The organism is Curtobacterium sp. MCJR17_020 (assembly GCF_003234365.2).
In the GTDB taxonomy this organism is placed as follows: domain Bacteria; phylum Actinomycetota; class Actinomycetes; order Actinomycetales; family Microbacteriaceae; genus Curtobacterium.
The window spans coordinates 1,928,369-1,948,654 of sequence record NZ_CP126260.1 but is presented as its reverse complement, the minus strand read 5'-3'; the positions used below and the strand labels follow the sequence as shown (position 1 = coordinate 1,948,654).

Sequence of the window (20,286 nt, the reverse complement as noted above, 5' to 3'; positions counted from 1 at the left end):
CCTGCCCCCATGACCCGAAGCACCCGCATTGGCATCATCTCCGGCGCTATCGCCGGTGTCGTCATCCTCATCGTCGTCATCGCCGTCGTCCTGCGCCTCGCCACCGCACCTCCCGCGACGGGCACCCGCGACGTGACCACGTCCGACGTCACACCGCTGACTCGCGGTGACACGCATGTCCTCGGCGAACCCGGCGCCAGCGAGGTCACCGTGGTCGAGTTCCTCGACTTCGAGTGCGAAGCCTGCGGCGCGTTCTACCCCTATGTCGAGCAGCTGCGGAAGGACTACGCCGGCGAGGTCACCTTCGCGTTCCGCTACTTCCCCCTCCCCGGGCACGGGAACGCCCAGAACGCCGCCGCAGCCGTCGAGGCCGCGGCCCAACAGGACCAGCTCGAACCGATGTACCAGCGCATGTTCGAAACGCAAGCCGAGTGGGGTGAGCGCGGTAGCGACTCGCAAGCCGATCGGTTCCGCGGCTACGCGAAGGACCTCGGTCTCAATGTGACCCAGTACGACCGCGACGTCGCCAGCGGCAGGGTCGCAGACCGCATCCAACGCGACATCGACGACGGAACCGCACTCGGCATCCAGAGCACACCGTCCTTCTTCGTCGACGGGAAGCTCCTCCAGCTCACCAGCTACGACGACCTCGACACCGCGATCGCGGACGCGCTCGAACGGCGCAGCCGCTGATGCGCCGTTCGAGCGGAGACTCCCCACGGCGGAGCACACGCCGGTGGGAAACGGCCGCCGCTGGACCCGGTAGCAGCACTGGCCGTCACCGGGTGCACGAACGGGTCTGCTGCACGATTCGGTGTCGTCGTCACGCCACGAGGGCGAAGAGGCTCCGCATCGCGTCGTCGTCGCCGCCGGAAGCGACCCTGTCCGTCGATCCGATCATGCTGTGGCGGGTCAGTGCCTCCGCAGTCCCCGGCTCCGAGATTGCGATCCTCTGTCCGAGTGCAGGACGTGACCGGTCCTCATCGCGCAGAGGGAGAACTTGCCTTCACCGGTGTTGTGCTCGGCGATTTCGGTCGGCCACAGATGGTTCGGCGCCTCGGGCGTGAACACATGCCGGATGCAGCCGCTCTCGTCGGTCACGGTGCACAAGTCGTCGTGGACCGCCGGGCTGGGCTTCTTGACGTTCCTGCCGCGTTTCTTCCCGAACCCGCTCCACCAACGGTAGTCCGGAACGATCGTCCACGCCGTCCGGTCTGCCACGTGCTCGCCGGCGCCACGGGTCTCGTCCGCAAGGAGCCGGTACCCGAACTCGGGATCATCGCCGCGAGCTCGCTCACGAGCGCGGAGGGCCTTTCCCGGCAGGTTCGCCTGCGACAGGTACGCCGCCGCACGAGGGAGTACCTCGGCTTCCTGCTCGAGGAGCCGGTTCCGTCGCCGCAGCTCGCGGACTTCATCGGACTCGACACGCATCGCTCCGGGGCGCCCTCGTCCTCCACGGCGGTGCGGCGCAGCCACTTCGGCACCGTCATCGGGTGGACGCCGAACTCCGTGGCGATCTGCTCACTCGTCACTCCTGGCTCGCCGTTCCGAGCCACGCGCACGACATCGTCGCGGAAGTCCGGCGGGTAGGGGTTGAGCACGAGTGCATCTCTCCGGGCCTACCCGCGATGCACGGACAGGTCAGATGTCACCTGTCCGTGCAGCAGACCCGACCCAGGCGCTGGAACGGTAGCCATCGTGATGGGTGTCGCCTCTGAAGCTCTTGAACAAGGTGATCTCCAGCCGCGGGTCGTCCCAGCGGACGGGGTTTCGGCGGCGTGGGTTTCGATGAACGCGACGGCGACCGCCAGGCGCGCCGGCATTGGCGTGTTGATCGGGGTGGTGAGACCGGTCGGGTACTCGTTCGGGTCGGCACCCGACCGGTGGCTCGGGGTACCCGATACCGGAACGTCGAGGGAACAACGCTGCGATGTCACGATGTCCTCTTGGTCGTCATCGGAATGGGGTGGTGTTCCGGCGACCAAGGGCTGGGGCAGCTGAGACGCAACCGTAGGTGGTCGGTTCCCGCTCGCGCAAGACCAGCGTCGTGATCTGGAGAACCGCGCAGTGTCACGCGTCCTCGTTGACGGTGGGGATGACCGTCTCGCGGCGCACGACCGAACGCGCGAGGTCGGCGAGCCGGATCTGGTGCGAACGGGAGTAGCCGCGGAGCAGCTGGAACGCTGTGTCCATGTCGACGTGGTGCGTGTGGGAGACGAACCCCTTGGCCTGTTCGATGACGACGCGGCTGTTCAATGCCTGCTGCAGTTGCGCCTGCGCCAAGGTGGCGTGGTCGACGTTGCGTTGTTGCAGGATGCTGATCGTTGCGACGTCGGTGAGTGCCCGCGCCGCGATCGCGTCGTCTTCGTTGAGTGCGCCGGGTGTCTCGCGGAACAGGTTCATCGATCCGAGGACGGTGTCGCGCAGCCGCAGCGGGATGGAGTGCACGGAGGTGTAGCCGGCTTCCTGCGACGCTGCCGCGAACTGTGGCCACCGTCGACGCATCTCGTCGGCGTCCTGTACGGACACCGGTGACCCCGTCGTGAACGCCTCCACACACGGCCCCTCCCCGGCTTCGAGCTGCAGCAACCCGACGAGCGCGCTGCGCTCACTGGTGGAGACCACCACTTCCAGGTCCTGCGACTGGTTGACGAGCAAGATCCCGGCCGCAGTCGCGTCGAACAGATCGGTGGCGTTGTCGACGAGGGACTGCAACAGTTCGACGACGTCGTAGTCGGCGACGAGTGTGTCGGTGAGGGTGACGAACGCGTCAACGAGTCGGTGCTCTCGAGTGTGTGCCAAGGTCTGCCTTCTTCCCTACGATCCTGCGTCGTGGTCGGTGAAGTCCACGACCCGGGCGACCACGTCAGCGGCCAGGTCACGGACAGAGCGGCCAGCTGCGTAGGCGTGGCCGCGGAGGATGAGCAGCGAATCATCGACGTCGCCGTCGGTCTGCGCCGCGAGCATGCCAGACGCCTGGTGTACTTCCCGACGCGAGTAGCGTCCGGCGTCCGTGACCGGACGACCGTCAGCATCTGACTCCGCGCGCTCCAGTGCCTGCCGGAGCACCCGCCGTGACACAGCTGCCGTCAACGCGACCGCACGGGCCTGGTGCTCAGCAAGCAGCGCGCCGGGTACGTCCGTGTACAGGTCGACAGCACCGATGTCGAGTGCGCCGAACCGCATCGGGAACGCGAACACCGCGCCGAGCCCAGCCGCTTGCAGCCCCTGCAGTGCAACCGGCCACCGCCTCGAGGCGGCACCCTGCACATCCTGGACGAGTACCGGGGATCCGGTCCGGATCGCCTCCCAGCAAGGGCCTTCCCCGAGGTCCAGCTGGATCTCGTCCAACCGTGCGGCCGCGGCGTCGCTGGCGCAGATCGTCTCGGAGCCGAACGGGTTCCCCACCGTCGAGATCGCAACTCCCGTCACCGGCAGCATGTCCAGGAACGGCACGCAGAGGTCACCGTCGGTGTCCCTGCCGTGCAGGGCAGCGACGGCCGCTGCGAGATCGTCACCATCCATCAGCCGCACCCGTCCGGGGTGCAGGCAACAGCGACCGAACCTGCACAGCACCACCCCCGAGAGTTCCACCAGCGCGGGGTCCGGGCACTGAACGTTGCTCCGACCGTAGCGCCTTCCGCGCATCAGCGACAAGCGCGCGGAACACATCGTCTTCCTTGCGACGGTGCCGCATGGGTCGTACTGTGAGCAACAGCTGCCCCAGCCCCCGGCCGCCGGAGCCACCACACTCCGATGACGACCGGTGACGACGTGAGGACGTGAGGACGACGCAGCAGACTCCGCACGGATCCCACCGCACCGTGTACCGGGCGGGCGCAACCCTGATCCCGTGCCCGCCCGGCTGTGGGTGTCGGAGGAACCTGATGAAACCGACGACCTACCGGCCGCCAGCCCGACCGGAACAGCTACCCACCACACACGAGGCCTGGCGACAGCGGACAGGCCTCACCGATCCAGCAGTGATCGCCGTGCTCGTGGAACGCCGGCTCGCCGCGATCCCCGGCGAACCCCGCTACGCAGACTTCTTCCACGCCGCTTGACGCCTACGAGAACGCCGAACCACGGAATCGACAGAGAGAACCGTGACGGTTTCTCTGTGGAAGACGCGGACGACGCTGCTCCCTCGCCGCGTACCGTCCTGGTGACTCAGCTCGCGGTGAGCTCGGTTGCCGGACCCCGTGTGGAGCGCGGGACGATACCGCTGGCCGATCACGACGCCCGCCGGGTCTCACCACGATGGCGGCGGATGGCGCGGTCGGCGCGGAGGTGTTCGTGCAGGTCAGTGCGCAGGTGGCCGCAGCCTTGGACGAACAGACACTGGTAGATCGTCTCGTGGGACACGTGCATCTCCGGCCGGTCAGGGAAGGACCTGGCCAGGTCATCACGAGTCTGCTCCGGGGACCGGTTCCGCAGCAATCGGATCTCGATCTGCAGGGCGAGCTCGACCTGGTCGAGTTTCCGCGGCTTCGGGCGCCGCGCTCGTGCCCGGGACCGCCTCTCAGCGGAACAGGGCCGGCAACTCCCACCAGGCGCGGCGTTCCTGGCCAGCTCGCGGCAGATCGACGACGGCACCCTACCGAGTGCTTTCGGGACCGCGCGTACACCCCCGCCGTTCAGACGCAGGTCGACGATCCGGGGGCCGCTCTTCCTGGCTCAGGTACCGGTCCGAGCGAGGCTCGTCGGCGAACATCCGCCCGCTGCTGTGACCGCTCGGTTTCCTTGACGTCGCTTCACACCGACACCAGCACAGGCCGCTGTGGGGCTGAGGCTCTGTCTCGATGGCTCCCAGAACCGCACCTCACGACCACGGTTCTCCAGCCCCGACCCCGTCTGCAACACTCCGGATCACGGTGGTGTTGCAACGGCCAGCTGAACCAGAGGATCCCACTCCCGGAGAGCGGCGGGACGTGGTGGGTGCACTGGGCACGCCGTCGCGGTGGGTCTCAGGTCAGCGCATGACATGCAGCACCTGCCGAACGGCGCGCGGCGTTCGATCGGCGGTGAGTCACGTCCGGCCGGCAGACGATGCAAGGCCGAGCAGGTCGGCGGCAGTGTCGCGGGCAGCGCGAAGTGGCTCACTGAAGGTGCGCATGGCAATGGAAACGAGGGCTCCGTCGAACAGGAGCATGAGGCGCGCAGCCTGCTGGTGCGGCATCGGGAGGCCCGCTTCAGCACACAGCGTGGTGAAGCGATCGAGCAGCCACGCCTTCTCACTGAGCACCTCGGGCAACACTGGGTCGTCGTCGCCGTCGAGGCGTGTCTCAGCACGTGCGTTCACAGCGCTGCACCCTTTCGCCGAACTCCCGCCGTGCCAAACCATCGCAGCGTCGAACACGGCGAGAATGCGAGGGATGCCGGGCTCCGGCTCGTTGGCGAGGTGGTCGGCGAGGATGTTCCGCCAGCCGTCCTCTCGGCGCCGCAGGTACGCGAGCACCAGTCGTTCCTTGGAACCGAACCGGTCGTAGAGGGTCTTCTTCGTGACGCCGGCAGTCTCAGCGATGCGCTCCACGCCAACCGCGTGGATGCCCTCGGCGTAGAACAATTCAGAAGCTGCATCGAGAACTCGCTGCGCGCCCGGTGTCAGCGCGTCCTCTGCACCCAATGCCGTCATGCCCCGAGCCTACTGAGTAACCCGATCGGTATAGTCGACGCGTGCAGTCCGTCAAGTTCCACCGTTTCGTGACGATCCTCGCCAGCGTCTTCTTCGTTGCTGCGTGGTCGTCGGGCTTCCTGGTGGCGAAGTTCGCCACATCGGACGCATCGCCCCTCACCTTGCTGTTCTGGCGATTCCTCCCCCTCGCACTCGGACTCGGCCTCTGGGTGGGCGTTCGCGGCGGCTTCCGCGGTATCACCGGCCGTGACCTGCGCCGCCAGGCCGCGATCGGGCTGCTCGCGCAGCTCGGGTACTGCGTGTTCGTCTACGCCAGTGTCTTCCACGGCGTTGCCAGCGGCACGACAGCGCTCACTGACGCCGTCCAGCCGATCGTGATCGCTACGCTCGTCGGCCCCCTGCTGGGCGTCGCAGTCGGGGCGACGCAGTGGCTCGGTCTCTTGATCGGCGGTGCTGGCGTCGCCGTGGTGGTGTGGTCGCAGACGGGGACGATCGAAGCTGCCCCGCTCGCCCTGCTGTTCCCGCTTGCAGCGATGGGCTGCCTCATCGCAGCGACATTGCTGGATCGTCGGTTCCCGACGAACGTGTCCGTGACCGCCACACTGGCGGTACACGCCATCGCGACGACGGTCGCGCTCGTCGTGCTCTGCGCGATCACTCGGTCCTTCACGCCACCCGATGACGTTCGCTTCTGGCTGGCTACCCTGGTCGCCGCTGTCGGACCGACGCTCGCGGGCTACGCCGCCTACTGGTTCCTCCTGCGACGTATCGGGGTGACGGCACTGAACGGACTGCGGTTCCTGGTCGCGCCCTCCACTGCCGTCGCCGGAGCGGTCCTCTTCGCCGAGACCCTGACCATCGCCACTTGGACAGGGTTCCTGCTCTGCGCCGCTGGTGTCACCCTCGTCCTCGCCTGGGGATCGCAGCGGTCACGGAATCCTTCTCCGGGACGATCATCGCCCCGGACCAGGTGTCCGAGGAACTCCGGACAGGTCAGCAACGAGGAGTCGGGGTGTCGCGTCGGTATGCTCCGAAACGGAAGAAGGGTGCAGGCGTTGTCACAAGAGAACACACCGGAGGACACACTCATCACGGCGCCCGCAGGTGTCCTACGAGGTCAGGTGGTCGATAGCGGCGTCATCCGGATGCTGGGTGTGCCGTACGCGGAGGCACCCGTCGGTCCACGCCGATTCCAGCGCCCGGTTCGCCGGGCGCCGTGGAAAGGATCGCTCGACGCCACCGGTTACGGTCCGACCGCCCCACAGTCTGCCGCGACCGGTCCCCTCGGCGAACTCCTCCCCCGACGCATCATCACTGGTGACGACTACCTCAACCTGAACCTCTGGGCGCCCACGATCGGTGACGGCCAACCGGTGATGGTCTTCGTGCACGGTGGCTCGTGGACGAGTGGTTCGGGCGCCGTCGGCGGCTACGACGGTACCCGTTTCGCACGAGATGGCGTGGTGCTCGTCACGATCAACTACCGGCTCGGTGCGGACGGCTTTGCCTGGTTCGGTGACGGACCCGCCAATCTCGCGCTCCTGGACCAGATCTGCGCGCTGGAATGGGTGCACGACAACATCGCGGCGTTCGGAGGCGACCCCGGGAACGTCACGGTGTTCGGTGAGTCCTCTGGGGCGATGAGCATCGGTGCGCTGCTGGCGATGCCGGCAGCACGAGGGCTTTTCCGGCGGGCGATTCTCGAGTCCGGGAGCACGTTCCACAGCATCAGTAGCGAATCCGCACGACTCGTGGCGACGCGTATGAGCGAGATCCTGCATGTGCGCCCAACCCGAGAGGCACTCGCGGAGGTGCCGCTCGATGCGCTTTTGGACGCGCAGACGCAGTTGGCCGCCGAGGTCTCCAAACGTCCGCGCCGCTCGCTGTGGGGTGACGTCGCGGTGAACGGGCTGGTGTTCGAACCCGTCGTTGATGGGCGCTCGTTGCCGACTTCGCCGATCGAGGCGTTGCGAGCCGGCGCTGCAGCGGACGTCGATCTCCTGATCGGATGGAACAGGGAGGAAGCCAACATCGCTCTCGTCCTCGAGGGACCAGATCGCATGAAGAACTGGATGGTGCCGCTGGCAGCCGCCCGCACCAAGCTGCCACTCGGGAAAGGCACCCGAACGTACCGGCGAGCATTTCGTGGAGAGCGCGCGGCGGCAACCATCGGCGGGATCCTCACGGACTGGTTGTACCGGATCCCGGCGATCCGCACAGCAGAGGCACATCCCCGAACACACCTGTACGAGTTCGCATGGCGGTCCCCCGCCTTTGACGGACGGCTCGGCGCCTGCCATGGGGTCGAGCTCCCGTTCGTGTTCGACAATCTCGACCATGCGGACTGGGAAGAGCTCGTCGGAGCATCACCTCCACAGCACCTCGCCGACGACGTGCACGGTGCCTGGGTCCGTTTCGCCCGGACAGGGGACCCCGGGTGGGACCCCTATTCCAGCACCCAGCGCACCACGCACCGCTTCGACACTGCGGGCATCACCCTCACTGATCCCGATTCAACGAGACGAACGATCTGGGAAGACCGCCGCTGACCGCGTCAGGCTGCGTCCTCGACACTCCGCGATCACGCCCCCGGACGGGTGCACCACGACACGGGATTCTCCCTCAGGCTGTTCTCCGAGTGCGAGGGACAGCGGTCGCGATGACGGCGAGGGCGATGAGCCCGGTCGCGACGAGGAAGGAGAGTCGGTACCCGCTGACGAGGTCTCCCGTCGTGTCGGTGCTGGCTGCGGCAATGGTGGCCAGGACCGCGATGCCGATCGCGCTGCCGACCTGTTGCCCGGAGGCGAACAGCGCCCCGGCGATGCCGTGCTGATGTGGGGGCGCCTCTGCGGTGAGCGCGAGGGATGCGGCGGGCAGGGCGAGTCCCATTCCGGCTGCGGTGAGCAGGATGCCGGCCAACACATTGACGACGTAGCTGCCGGTCGCTGTCACCTGGGAGAGCCACAGCTGTCCCGCACCGACGAGCAACAGAGCCAGCAGAAGTTGCCGCCGGAATCCGAGGCGTGGCAGCACGCGGCGGGCCACCTGGGTGGAGACCACGAATGCGGTCAGGGTGGCAGGGACGAGGGCGAGGCCGGTCTGCAGTGCCGAGAACGCGAGCACGCGCTGTAGGTACATCGACACGAAGTACACGTAGCCGGCGAGCACCGCTCCGATCACCAAGATGGCGACGAGCGCAGCGGGTCGTCCGTCACCGCGCAGGAGCGAGAAGGGCAGCATCGGGTCGGCGATGCGCCGTTCGACGGCAACGAACGCGACCGCGAGCACCGCGGCCGCCACGAGGGCGATCCACGAGCTCGGACTGCCGAAGCCGTTCTGCTGGCCCTGGCTGACGCCGAGGATGAGCGCGGCGGTCGCACCGGTCGCTGTGAGCGCGCCCGGCAGGTCGAGCCGGATGCCGCTGTGGCCGGGGATCGCCGGCACACGCCAGAGGATGAGGGCGATGAGGACCAGGATGAGCGGCGGATTGATCAACAGCACCGACCGCCACCCGACGTACTGAGTGAGGACCCCGCCGAGAACGATGCCCGCGGACGCTCCCGCCGCCACGCTGCCCTGGAAGATGCCCATGGCTCGGATGCGCGCCCTCGGCTCAGGATGAGCATGGGCCAGTAGCGCGAGCGCGGCAGGCGCGATGAGCGCCGCACTGGCACCCTGCACCATCCGGGATGCGACGAGCACTCCACCGCCGGTCGCGAGGCCGCCGGAAAGGGAGGTGAGAGCGAAGAGCGCCAGGCCGCCGATGACAGCGCGGCGGTAGCCGATGAGGTCACCGAAGCGTCCGCCGACCAGGAGCAGTGCGCCGAAGGTCAGCGCATAGCCGGTGACGACCCACTGCAGGCCCGCCTCGGTGAAACCGAGATCGCGCTGCACGGTGGGCAGGGCGACGTTGACGATGGCGAAGTCGAGCTGCAGCACGAACTGGGCTGCAGCGGTGAGGGCGAGAACCCATCCGGAGGAGAGTCTTTCAGGCACAAGCGCTCCAGGCATGCGGGACGGGTCGGAGCTCCCGTCGCGTGATCGCGAGGGGAGCTCCGACGGAGGTGATGGGGATGCGGCGACGGTTCAGGCGGTGAAGGCGGGCTTGAGCGTGTCCTCGACCCACTCACGGAACGTCGTCGGGGTGGTGTTCTCACGGGTGCGGGCGACCGCGTTGTCGAGGCCGTTGTCCTTTGCGACGGCCATGTCGACCATCCCCGCCGCCATCGCCTCGGAGTAGCCGCGACCGAGGAAGCCGTCCTTCTGCTGCTGTGCCGGGACCTGCTGGAATCGGATCGGGGTGCCCAACACGTCGGTGATGATCGCAGCCATGTCGTTGAAGGAGAGGTCCTCCGGGCCAAGCACGGGGACGTCCTCGCGGCCGGTCCAGGTCGGGCTCAGCAGCAGGCGTGTGGCCTCGGCGGCGATGTCGCGGGTAGCGACGGCGGGCAGCTTGAGGTCACCGCCGATCGGGGAGAAGAACGCGCCGGCGTTCTTCATCGCGCCGACCTGCCAGATCAGGTTGTCCACGAACGAGGGCATGACGAGTGCACGGAGGTGGACGCCGGTGCTCGCGATCAGGTCCTCCATCGCGTTCGACGCGGAGGCGTAGCCGGCGTAGATCTGCGTGCCGCGTCCGAGGGCGGAGACCGTGACCACACGCTTGACGCCATGGCGGACGATCGCGTCGGCGGCGGGGATGCTGAAGCCGACGTAGGCTTGGTAGACGCTCAGGGCTCGTTCGTCCGCTGGCACGAGCCAGAACACCGAGTCAGCACCCGCAAAAGCCCTGTCGACCACGGCGGCGTCGCGGTGCGAGCCCTCGATGACCTCGACCCTGTCGCGCAGCTCGGCCGAAAGCCGGCTGGCGTCGCGCACGATCACACGAACGGGCTCGTCTCCTTCCAAGAGCCCGGCGAGAACTTGACTTCCGATGAGGCCTGTTGGGGCGGTTACGACGATCATGGGTGGATACTCCTCGTTCACTAAGTAGACTCTACTGTACCGTTTACTTCAATGGAAGGCAACACATGGCGCGCCGCGGTAACGAGCTTCGCGAGCACATCCTCGCCGAGGCCAAGAACGTCTTCCTCGAGCTCGGGTTCGACCGCACGTCCATGGACCTCGTCGCCCAGAGGGCTCAGACCTCGAAACGGTCCCTGTACGCACACTTCGAAACGAAGGACGTACTCTTCGTCGCCGTGATCGGACGCATTCAGGAACTCTTCGACGGGCGGATGAAGACCCCAGAGCGCTACGCCGACGACCCTACGGAAGCGGCAGTCCTCTTCTGTGGACGATTCGCGCAGATGCTCACCTGGGCGCCCATCTTGCGGACCTGCCGACTCGGCATCGCCGAGGCAGAACGGCTCCCCGAGGCATCGTCGGGACTTTACGAAGCGTTCTTCGGCAAGGCACACGCACGCTTGTGCGCGTTCCTCGAGGAGCGATTCGCGTTGGACGGCGCGACGATGACACTGCTCGCCGATCAGGCACTGACCAGCGCCGTCCAGCCTTGGTTCACGCGCGCGCTGTTCGGACTGGAGGAACTGCGCGACGAGGTCCCCGATCAAACGACCATCACCACCGACGTCGAACTCGCCCCGCTCCGGGCGTCGCTCGAGATCTTCATCCAGAACCACGTCGGCGCCTGAAGACCTCCGAGGGTCCAGTTGCTCGTCGACCGCGATGCGGTCTGACGTGGGCTGGTCCGGTGAATCCGCGGCGGTACGGGCATACCCGCAGGCTGCAGAGCGATCGGGAAGTCTCAGGAGGGGAACCGTTCTGCAGCGCCGGACGTGTAGGGGTGAGCGGTGAGGCCGTGGCCGGCGTCGACGAACTCGCCCCGACCGCCGCGGAATCGCAACCGGGCACGGAAGAGCGTTGCGAACGCGGATGCGCGTTCGAAGTGGTCTCGGGTCGCGGTCTCCGCGGAATCGACGGCTTCGCCGAGGGGCCTCGTGGTGGAACACCTCGAGGCCCCCGAGCAGGTCCGCGGCGAGCGCCCCAGAGGCGAGCCTTTGCCCATGACGCGGTCCAGAGTGACGTCGGACAGGGCTCCGGAGATCCCGCGCGCCGACCGTGCCGTCGTTGCGATCGTGGAGCCCGCGAGCACGGCGGGAGCAGGACGCATCGCTGCCCCACGATCTGTACTCACGACAGCGGGCCGGCGAAGGTGTGCGGAATGTCTGGGTCATTCCGCACACCATCAAGACAGCACCTGTAACCGAGCCTTCGGCCTCGGCGGCTCGTTCACGACCTGTACCAGCCGGCTCCGGTAGCGGATCGGCTGCCGGGCTGGCATCGGGTGTCTCGAACGTGGGATTGCATCGCATCGGCTGCGGTGGTTCCGTTGATCGGAGAGAAGGGGACGGTCGCGTTCCTGCATGCGCTGCTGGCGGCGCATGCGAAGGAACCGGCGACAGCCGATCAGATGTCACGGCGTCGACATGGTTGGCTCTGTGTGTGTACGATCTGCACAGTCGGCGACTGCGCCGATGCGTGGGGAGCGTGCCTCCCGGGTGGGTGGGCTCCATTTGTGGAGCTCCCATGACCGTCGTCTACCGACGCCTGCTCGCTCACCGTTCTTTTGCGATCGGTGTCGGAGCGGTTGCGCTATCGGCCGTGGCTCTCGGGATGGTTCCACTGTCGCTGATCTTGTCTTCCGGCGATTCCCTTGCCTGTCGGGCGGCCGCTGCTGGCGCATTCGGGTTGGCGAATGCCGTGGGCGTGCCGGTTCAGGGGGCGTTGATGTCTCGCGTCCCTGCGCGCTGGGTGGTGAGCATCGGCGCGGGTGTCAGCTGCTGCTTCATGCTCTTGGTGGTCGCATCCCCGTCGTCGACAACGCGGTCGCTCCTCCTTGCTGGGGCCGGGGTGTCGTTCCCGGCTCTGGCTGCAGCCCTTCGCGCATCGATCCCGCGCTCCTTCTCCGAGCCTGCGGAACGATCCGGTGCCTACGCGCTGCTCTCAGTCGCGTTCCAAGCGGGACTCGCGATGGGGCCGACGCTGGCAGGCCTGCTGGTGATCTCGGCACCTTGGCGCCTGACCTTCTTGGTCATCGCCGCGGTCATCGCGGCCGCAGGATTCCTGCTGGCAGTGACGATGGGCAGGACCGAATCTCCGTTGCCCGCCTCTTTGCCACTTCCGCTGGCTGGTGTGGCGACATTCGCTCGAATCCTCGCGATCGGTGCTCTCGTGAGCGTGGAAACGGGGTCGTTGACGGTGATCGTGCCGGCAGTCGCGGATGCGGCCGGGAGGGAGGGACTGGCAGGACCGGTCTTGGCGGGCCTGGCGATCGGGGAAGCGGCTGGTGCGCTGCTCTATGGTGCGCGACCGGTTCCGGACATTCGGCGGGCGCGACTCCTCACCGCCCTGGCGCTCACCGCCAGCGGATACGCGACGTTGGTGATCGTCGGCGACCGGGTTGTTCTCCTGGCCGCCATGGTGTTCGTGGTCGGGTGGATGTCGAGTCCAGTGGCGATCATCCTGACCACCGCCCTCGACGTCGTTGTGCCGCCGCGCTTGATCGCCAGCGCGTACGGCCTCGTCGTCGTGGCTGCTGTCGGGGGCGCTGCGCTCGGAACGAGTGCCGCGGGGCTCGTCGTCGAGAGATCGGGTGGCGTCGCTGGTGCAGCGATCATCGCCACCGCGGTAGTCGCGATCGCAGGGGCGCTTTCTGTTCGACACATCGAGCGCAGAACGAAGTCGCAGTGAGCCACTGGCTGCCGAGATCGTGTTCGCGCGGGTCCGGGAAGGAGCAACGACGATTCGCAGGTACGTGCTGTGGAACGCCTCGGTAGCTCGTCGCATCCTGCGCGCTCACCACCAGGACTGGGGCACGATGTGGGAGCAGCAAGTGGCGCGTAGTCACCTTCCGGCCGACCAGCGGTCACGGTGCGCACAGTGCGCGGATTCACTGCCCGAGCGCACACTGATCACCGCGAAGGAGTTTCCAAGCCGACACGATCGCGCCATGGTCACCCGGCCAGCCAGCCGGCCTCGCAGCGCGCGAGATCGGCTCGCACAGGCGTGCGCGGTCGATGAGTGGGATGCCGGCACGCCTTGGCTTCGCCGATGATCGAACCACAGCCCGGAGGTGACCGGCCCGAGCGCCACAGTGATTGTCGGCCGAACATCGCTGGGGACGACGAGAGCCCCGGCCGGACCTGACGGTCCTTCCGGGGCTCCTGCTGTGGGCGATACTGGGATCGAACCAGTGACCTCTTCCGTGTCAGGGAAGCGCGCTACCGCTGCGCCAATCGCCCAGATTCCCTGTCTGAACCGGAGTTCGCACAGGATCTGGAGGGTGTTGCTGGAGGTGGGGACGGGATTCGAACCCGCGTGGACGGCTTTGCAGGCCGCTGCCTAGCCTCTCGGCCACCCCACCATCGAGGTTCACGTCTCCGTGAGTACCCGAACGGTGGGATACCCTCTGGTGAGTCGCAGGGCTTCGAGAAGCCCCACACTCGAGCGGATGACGAGATTCGAACTCGCGACCCTCACCTTGGCAAGGTGATGCGCTACCACTGCGCCACATCCGCATTTGTCTTTCCGCTGTCGCGGCGACGACGTAAACTCTATACGAACCCAGGGGCATCCGCCAAAATCCTTCCCGTTCACCGGGCGTGTCCCCCGAGTTCATGCGGATCCGGCCGGTTCGGGCACCCTCGTCAGCAGCGCGCCACACCCGGGCAGCGCACTGTGTTCGGTGCACCGCCGGACTTCCGCTACTATCGACTCGCACGAACAGTGCAGGGGGCGATTGGCGCAGTTGGTAGCGCGCTTCGTTCACACCGAAGAGGTCATCAGTTCGAGTCTGGTATCGCCCACCCTTGAGACAGAGCCCGACGCAGCAGCGTCGGGCTCTTGTCATCTCACCGGGCCGCAGCACGCGGGCCACACCACCAGCACGATCGGACGAAGGGGCGCATGACCGACGTCGACCTCGAGTTCGCCCGGGTCCGAGCGGTCCTCGACCGTCCGACCCTGCGCCTCATGTCCCGCCCGACGAGCGCGACGGTCCTCGCCGTGTTCCGCACGGTGTTCGACCGCGACGTCCAGTACGTCCCCGCCGACCGCATGCACCTGCAGGTCGAGGAGCACGTCGCCCGCCTGCAGGCATCGGGTGCACGCGTGCCCGCGAGCGAACAGCACGAGCAGAGCGAGCAGGACCCCCGACCGAACGGCCGTGCCCTCTGCCGTGAGTGGGTGGCGGCCCAGTGGCTGGTCCGCTCGAACTCCCCCGACGGCGACGAGCAGTACTCGCTGACCAGTCACGCGCTCGAGGCCCTGAGCCTCGTCGACGCCCTGTCGGCCGACCGCGCCCTGATCAGCGAGAGCCGGCTGGCGATGATCGTCGACGCCGTGCACCGCTGGGCCGCCCGCGCCGAGCCGGACCCCGACGTGCAGATCCGCCGCATCGACGCCCAGATCGCCGAACTGCAGGCCGAGCGTGAACGCCTCGAGCACGGCGACGACGTCGTCACGGTCGAGGACGACCGGATGCGCGACGGGTACACGAACATCTCCGACCTGATCCGGCAGCTCCCGAGCGACTTCAAGCGTGTCGAAGAGGCCGTCGCGACGATGCACCGCTCGATCGTCGAGGACTTCCGGCAAGAGGTCCGCCCGATCGGCGAGATCCTCGACGACTACCTCGCGCGCACCGACAACCTGATGCAGGCGACGCCCGAGGGCCGCGCGTTCGAGGGTGCCTTCGAGCTCCTGCGCGACGACGCCCTGCTGCTCCGCCTGCGCGACGACATCGCGACGATCCTGTCCCACCCCTTCGCCGAGGGCCTCGGCGCCGGTGAGCGTCGCGCGTTCCGCAACACGGTGACGATCCTCCGCCAGGGCATCGAGGACGTCCTCGCCCAGCGCCGCCAGCTCACCGCCACGCTCCGCGACCAGATCGTCGCCCACGACGTGGTCCGCGACCGCGAACTCGACGCCGTCATCCGTTCGATCAACCGCGGCCTGGCGACGCTGATGGACCAGGGCGGGGCGCGCGACCGCATCCCGCTCCCGCTGCTGCCGGCATCGGCCGAGGTCGGCACCCTGCGCGAGCGCTTCTACGACCCGGACGCCGAGTCGGTGCCGCCGCCCATCGAGGAACCCGACGACGACGTCTTCGAGGACCTCGACGTCGAGATGCTCCGCAAGCACGGCGGTCCGCTCCTGACGGAGCTGCGCGCCGCACTCCGGTTCGCCGAGGCCGACTCGAGCGTCGACGCGTTCCACGGGCTGCCGCCCGAACAGCGTCGACCGGTCGAGCTCTTCGGCCTCGCCCACCTGCTCACCGGACGCGACGACTTCGAGTCCGCCGCGCACGTCGCCGAACACCGGACAGTGCGTCCGGACGGCAGCCCGGTCACCTTCCACATGCCCACCGCTGCGCTCGCTGCCGAGCACGCGCCGGCCGGCGAACCCCACGACGACACACAGAACGCACAGGAGGCACGGTGAGCGACACGACGCCGGCACCGGTCGACGAGACCGTCCCGTACGACGACCCCGCAACGGTCCTGCAGGACGACGAACGCGACGAGTCCAGCTTCGCTCTCTTCGAGGGCGACGAGGGCCGGCTCGACGAGCACCAGCGCCGCGCCCTGGTGGCGCTGCTCCGGCACTCGTACCTCAGCTCCCGCACGCACCCCGACGAGTGGCGTGCCGTCCTCGACGCCGAGTACCAGCTGCGGTCGCGTCTCAACGACCTGTTCCTCGAGCTGCACGTCGACCGTGACCGCGAGGTCGCGTGGAAGCGCCAGGCCCGCTCGGAGAGCCAGCGCCGCACGTTCCCCACGCTGCTGCGCGACCTGCCGTACACCCGCGAGGAGACGATCGTCCTCGTCTACCTGCGGATGCGGCTGCGAGCCGATGCCCGACCGGGGCCGGACCAGGTCGTCGTCGACCGCTCCGAGATCCTCGGGCACGTCGCCGGGTTCCGACCGGCCACCGCGACCGACCGCACCCGTGACGAGGGCCGTGTGGCGAAGGCCGTCGAGCGTCTCGTCACCGCGCGCATCCTGATCCGCACGTCCGACCCGGACCGCTTCCGGGTGGCGAGCGTCGTCGAGGTGCTGCTCCCCCTGGAGCGCCTGCTGGAACTGGACACCTGGTTGCGGACCACCACCGCGCAGGAAGTGGCGACCGCCCCGGGCGGCGAGCCGACCGACGGAGCCGACCCGGGCCTCCCGACTGACGACACCGACACCGACGACGAAGGCGAGACGGAAGCGTGACCGACACGTTCGAGATCCCGGCGCTCTTCGACACGGTCGCGCAGTGGCGCGCCGAGTCGATGCAGGTCGTCAACTGGGGCGGGTTCCACGGTCACCGCCAGGTCGAGCTGTCCGGCACCGCGACGCTCATCTCCGGCGCGTCCGGCACCGGCAAGTCCACGCTCATGGATGCGTACCTGGCCGTGATGATGCCGTCCGACGTGCCGTTCAACGGCGCCTCGAACGACGCCACGACCGGTCGTGCCCGCAGCGCCGACCAGCGCAACCTGCTCACGTACCTGCGCGGCAAGGTCGACACCCGCCGCGACCCCGAGTCCGGCGCCCTGCGCGACGTGAACCTGCGCGGCGACGACCAGACCACCTGGGGCGCGGCCGCGGTCACGTTCCGGAACGACGACGAGCGCCGCTTCACGGTGTTGCGGGCGTACATCGTGCCGAAGCGCGCGCGGGGCGTCGGCGACATCCAGATGACCATGGCGACGGTCGACGACACCTTCGACCTGCGCCGGCTCGAGGAGTTCGTGCCGACGCGCTTCCACCACCTCGAGCTGACCGGCCGCGTGCCGGGGCTCGTGATCCGCGACACCTACCAGGAGCTCGCCTACACGCTGCAGACCCGCCTCGGCATCGGTGACTCCGGTGGCGGCAACCGGGCGATGCGCCTGCTCGCACGCATCCAGGCCGGGCAGCACCTGCCGACGGTCGACGCGCTGTACAAGTCGCTCGTGCTCGAGACCCCGGGCACCTACGAGGCGGCCGACCGTGCCCTCGCGCACTTCTCCGCACTCGACGAGGCGTACGAGGCGATGGACACCGAGGAGCGCAAGGTCCGCATCCTCTCCCCCATCACCGACCTGCACGACGAGATCGAACGGTCGAAGGCCGCGGCCGAGGCCCTCGACGGCATCGCCACCGGCGCCGAGGTCTCCCCGTTCGCGCACTGGACGGCCTCGCGGAAGCGGGACCTGCTCGACGCCGAGGTGGACCGCAACGGCCGGGAGCGCACGGCGTCCCGCGCCGAGGTCGCCGCCGCCGAGGCCCGGCACGCCGCCGTGGAGATCGAGCTGCGCGACGCCGAGGCACGGCTGCGCGACCAGGGCGGCAACGCGCTCGCCCAGCTCGAGGACCGCATCGAGCGACTCACCCGTGAGCGCGACGCGGTGGTCCGGACCCGGGCGACCTTCGACGAGCGCACAGCGGTGCTCGGCACGTCCGTCGCGACCGAGGCCGACTTCACTGCCGCGCAGCGCAGCTCGCACGAGTTCCTCGGGTCCTACGCTGCTTCGCGCTCGTCGTTGGACGATCGCCGCGATGCCCTGACGCGCGAGGAGTACCCGCTCCTCGACCGGGAGCGCTCGCTGCGCCAGGAGCGGCAGTCGCTCGAGCACCGTCAGGGCGCGATGCCCCTGCCGATGCACGAGGCCCGGCTCGCGATGGCCCGGGCTGCCGGCATCGACCCCGCCGACCTGCCGTTCGTCGCGGAACTGCTCGACGTGCAGCCCGGCGAGGAGCGCTGGCGCACGGCCATCGAGTCCGTGCTGGCCCCCGTCGCCCGCACCCTGCTCGTCGACCAGGACCGCCTCGGCGCGTTCAGCGAGGCGATCGACGCACTCCGCCTGCCCGTCCGCGTGCAGTTCGAGGGCGTGCCGACCGGACCGCACCTGGACCTCGACGGCGACCCCGCGATGGTCTCCGGCAAGCTCGCCATCAAGCACTCGCCGTTCAGCACCTGGGTGCGGGAGCGGATCGAGTCGGACCGCACCGATGCCCGCTGCGTCACCGACGCCTCGGAGCTCGGTGGTGGTGGCCGGCGCGTGACCGAGTCCGGCCAGCTCCGCGACGGCCGGCGTGGTGCGCACGGTGACCGCCGCCAGGCCAACGTCATCGGCTTCACGAACGAGGCCCGCGTCGCCGCCGTCGAGCAGGAGCTCGCGTCGATCGCGCAGGACCTCGCCACGCTCGAGGCCCGTCGCACCGACGTCGCGCAGGACCTCACCGCGCTCGACGTCCTCCGCGCCGCGCACCAGCACGTGGTCGACGTGACGTGGGACGCCATCGACGTCGAGGGCGTCGAGACGTCGCTCGCCCGCCTCGACGAGGAACGCCAGGCGCTGCTCGCCGCCGACGACGGCCTCCGGACCCTGCGCGCCTCGGTCGCCCGCCTGCGGAAGTCGCTCGACGAGACCGCCGACCGACGCTCCGCCGCACGGCTCGCCGTGCAGCGGCTCGAGGAGCGGCACGCCGTGCTCGTCGACGGCCAGGACGCCGCCGCCGAGATCCTGTCGCGTTTCGACGACACCCCCGAGTCGTTGCCCGACGACGAGCAGTCGCGACTGCTCGCCGAGACGTTCGCCGAGGTCGGGGCACCGGACGGTGTGGACGGTTTCGACGACGCCACCCGACGGCTCCGACGCCGGCTGGAGGAACGGCTGTCGCAGGCACTCGACGGTGCCGCAGCGGCCTCGACGTCGTTGACGCTCACGTTCCAGCGGTACCAGGACGCCTGGCCGGACCCGAACCTCGGCACCGGCGTCGCGTCGTTCCCGGACTACCACGCCATCCTCGACCAGATCGTCGCGACCGGTTTGCACGCACGTCGCACCGAGTGGCGTCGACGGCTGTCGCAGTGGAGCGGCGAGGACCTCGTGCCGCTCGCCGGGGCCTTCGACCGGGCCGTCGTCGAGATCGAGGAGCGCCTCGAACCGGTCAACGAGATCCTGCGGGACCTGCCGTTCGGCGCGAACCGCGACCGCCTGAAGATCCAGATCCGGCGGGTCACCCGCGAGGACGTCACCGCGTTCCGCCGCGAGCTCCGCGCCCTGTCCGCCTCGGTCGACTCCGAGCTGACCGACGACGTGCTCGAGACCCGGTTCCGTCGGCTCCGGCGCTTCATGGCCGTCATCCGCCCCGACCCCGACGCCGCCCGTGGTCGCACCACGCAGCGCGACGCCGTACTCGACGTCCGGCGGCACATGGAGATCACGGCGGTCCGCTACGACACGTCGGGGGGCGACCTCGGTGTGTACTCGTCGCTCGGTGACAAGTCCGGTGGTGAGACGCAGGAGCTCGTGGCGTTCATCGTGGGTGCGGCGCTCCGTTACCAGCTCGGCGACGAGACCCGGCCCCGGCCGCGGTTCGCCCCGGTGTTCCTCGACGAGGCGTTCATCAAGGCGGACTCGGAGTTCGCCGGTCGTGCGGTCACCGCGTGGCTCCGACTCGGGTTCCAGCTGGTGGTGAGTGCGCCGCTCGACAAGGTCACGGCGCTCGAGCCCTCGATGGAGCGGCTGCTCTCGATGCGCAAGCACCCCGAGACCGGCCACTCGTCCATCACCGAGATCGCCCGGGTCCCCGCCGACGCCTGACCCGGGCGGGGGCGCCGTCCCGCTCAGGTCGGCCGAGTGGTCACGAACT

The 20,286-nt window shown here is 68.6% G+C and carries 13 protein-coding genes and 4 tRNA genes; 8 read left to right on the top strand and 9 right to left on the bottom strand.

Features of this window, described 5'->3' with window-relative positions; translation table 11 throughout:
• Positions 1–9 precede the first annotated feature (9 nt).
• Positions 10–693, top strand: coding sequence for a DsbA family protein (locus tag DEJ14_RS09235; protein ID WP_111084109.1), 684 nt, complete (start codon positions 10–12; stop codon positions 691–693).
• Between the two features lie 219 nt (positions 694–912).
• Here the strand turns inward: DEJ14_RS09235 and DEJ14_RS09230 are convergent, their stop codons facing one another.
• The 4 genes from DEJ14_RS09230 to DEJ14_RS09215 all read right to left on the bottom strand — a co-directional run bounded on the left by DEJ14_RS09230 (position 913) and on the right by DEJ14_RS09215 (position 5,635).
• On the bottom strand, positions 913–1,431 hold the full coding sequence (locus DEJ14_RS09230; protein ID WP_181437406.1) for a hypothetical protein: 519 nt from the start codon (positions 1,429–1,431) through the stop codon (positions 913–915).
• Positions 1,432–2,070: 639 nt separating this feature from the next.
• Positions 2,071–2,802, bottom strand: a complete 732-nt coding sequence (locus DEJ14_RS09225; protein WP_111084111.1) for a GAF and ANTAR domain-containing protein — start codon at positions 2,800–2,802, stop codon at positions 2,071–2,073.
• A gap of 15 nt (positions 2,803–2,817) precedes the next feature.
• Positions 2,818–3,525 carry a GAF and ANTAR domain-containing protein gene (locus tag DEJ14_RS09220; protein ID WP_181437407.1) on the bottom strand — a complete coding sequence of 236 codons (708 nt, stop codon included), beginning with the start codon at positions 3,523–3,525 and terminating at the stop codon, positions 2,818–2,820.
• Positions 3,526–5,029: 1,504 nt separating this feature from the next.
• A complete protein-coding gene (locus tag DEJ14_RS09215) occupies positions 5,030–5,635 on the bottom strand; it encodes a TetR/AcrR family transcriptional regulator (protein ID WP_111084114.1) in 606 nt (201 codons plus the stop codon).
• A gap of 41 nt (positions 5,636–5,676) precedes the next feature.
• Between DEJ14_RS09215 and DEJ14_RS09210 the strand changes: the two genes are divergently transcribed.
• Positions 5,677–8,184: a carboxylesterase family protein gene (locus tag DEJ14_RS09210; RefSeq protein WP_111084115.1), complete on the top strand. Its 2,508-nt coding sequence runs from the start codon at positions 5,677–5,679 to the stop codon at positions 8,182–8,184.
• Positions 8,185–8,257: 73 nt separating this feature from the next.
• Here DEJ14_RS09210 and DEJ14_RS09205 read toward each other — a convergent pair whose 3' ends face one another.
• Entirely contained in the window at positions 8,258–9,646 is a 1,389-nt protein-coding gene (locus DEJ14_RS09205) for an MFS transporter (RefSeq protein WP_111084116.1), read from the bottom strand.
• Positions 9,647–9,721: 75 nt separating this feature from the next.
• A complete protein-coding gene (locus DEJ14_RS09200) occupies positions 9,722–10,600 on the bottom strand; it encodes an NmrA family NAD(P)-binding protein (protein WP_111084117.1) in 879 nt (292 codons plus the stop codon).
• A 65-nt stretch (positions 10,601–10,665) separates the two neighbouring features.
• Between DEJ14_RS09200 and DEJ14_RS09195 the strand changes: the two genes are divergently transcribed.
• A complete protein-coding gene (locus tag DEJ14_RS09195; protein ID WP_111084118.1) occupies positions 10,666–11,289 on the top strand; it encodes a TetR/AcrR family transcriptional regulator in 624 nt (207 codons plus the stop codon).
• Positions 11,290–12,184: 895 nt separating this feature from the next.
• Positions 12,185–13,348 carry an MFS transporter gene (locus tag DEJ14_RS09190; protein WP_111084120.1) on the top strand — a complete coding sequence of 388 codons (1,164 nt, stop codon included), beginning with the start codon at positions 12,185–12,187 and terminating at the stop codon, positions 13,346–13,348.
• Between the two features lie 479 nt (positions 13,349–13,827).
• Here DEJ14_RS09190 and DEJ14_RS09185 read toward each other — a convergent pair.
• The 3 genes from DEJ14_RS09185 to DEJ14_RS09175 form a co-directional block, all read right to left on the bottom strand.
• Positions 13,828–13,899 (bottom strand) — tRNA-Val (locus DEJ14_RS09185).
• A 48-nt stretch (positions 13,900–13,947) separates the two neighbouring features.
• Positions 13,948–14,021: transfer RNA gene (locus DEJ14_RS09180), tRNA-Cys, on the bottom strand.
• A gap of 82 nt (positions 14,022–14,103) precedes the next feature.
• Positions 14,104–14,175: transfer RNA gene (locus tag DEJ14_RS09175), tRNA-Gly, on the bottom strand.
• A gap of 215 nt (positions 14,176–14,390) precedes the next feature.
• Here DEJ14_RS09175 and DEJ14_RS09170 point away from each other — a divergent pair.
• The 4 genes from DEJ14_RS09170 (at position 14,391) to DEJ14_RS09155 (ending at position 20,237) form a co-directional block, all read left to right on the top strand.
• Positions 14,391–14,463, top strand: a tRNA-Val gene (locus DEJ14_RS09170).
• A gap of 100 nt (positions 14,464–14,563) precedes the next feature.
• The gene (locus DEJ14_RS09165; protein WP_111084121.1) at positions 14,564–16,099 is read left to right on the top strand and encodes a DUF3375 family protein; all 1,536 of its coding nucleotides are present in this window, start codon (positions 14,564–14,566) and stop codon (positions 16,097–16,099) included.
• Complete coding sequence (locus DEJ14_RS09160) at positions 16,096–16,875, top strand: DUF4194 domain-containing protein (protein ID WP_111084122.1); 780 nt, start codon at positions 16,096–16,098, stop codon at positions 16,873–16,875. Before DEJ14_RS09165 ends, DEJ14_RS09160 begins: the two co-directional genes overlap by 4 nt.
• A complete protein-coding gene (locus tag DEJ14_RS09155) occupies positions 16,872–20,237 on the top strand; it encodes an ATP-binding protein (RefSeq protein WP_111084123.1) in 3,366 nt (1,121 codons plus the stop codon). The genes DEJ14_RS09160 and DEJ14_RS09155 overlap by 4 nt, the downstream gene beginning before the upstream one ends.
• Positions 20,238–20,286: the final 49 nt, after the last annotated feature.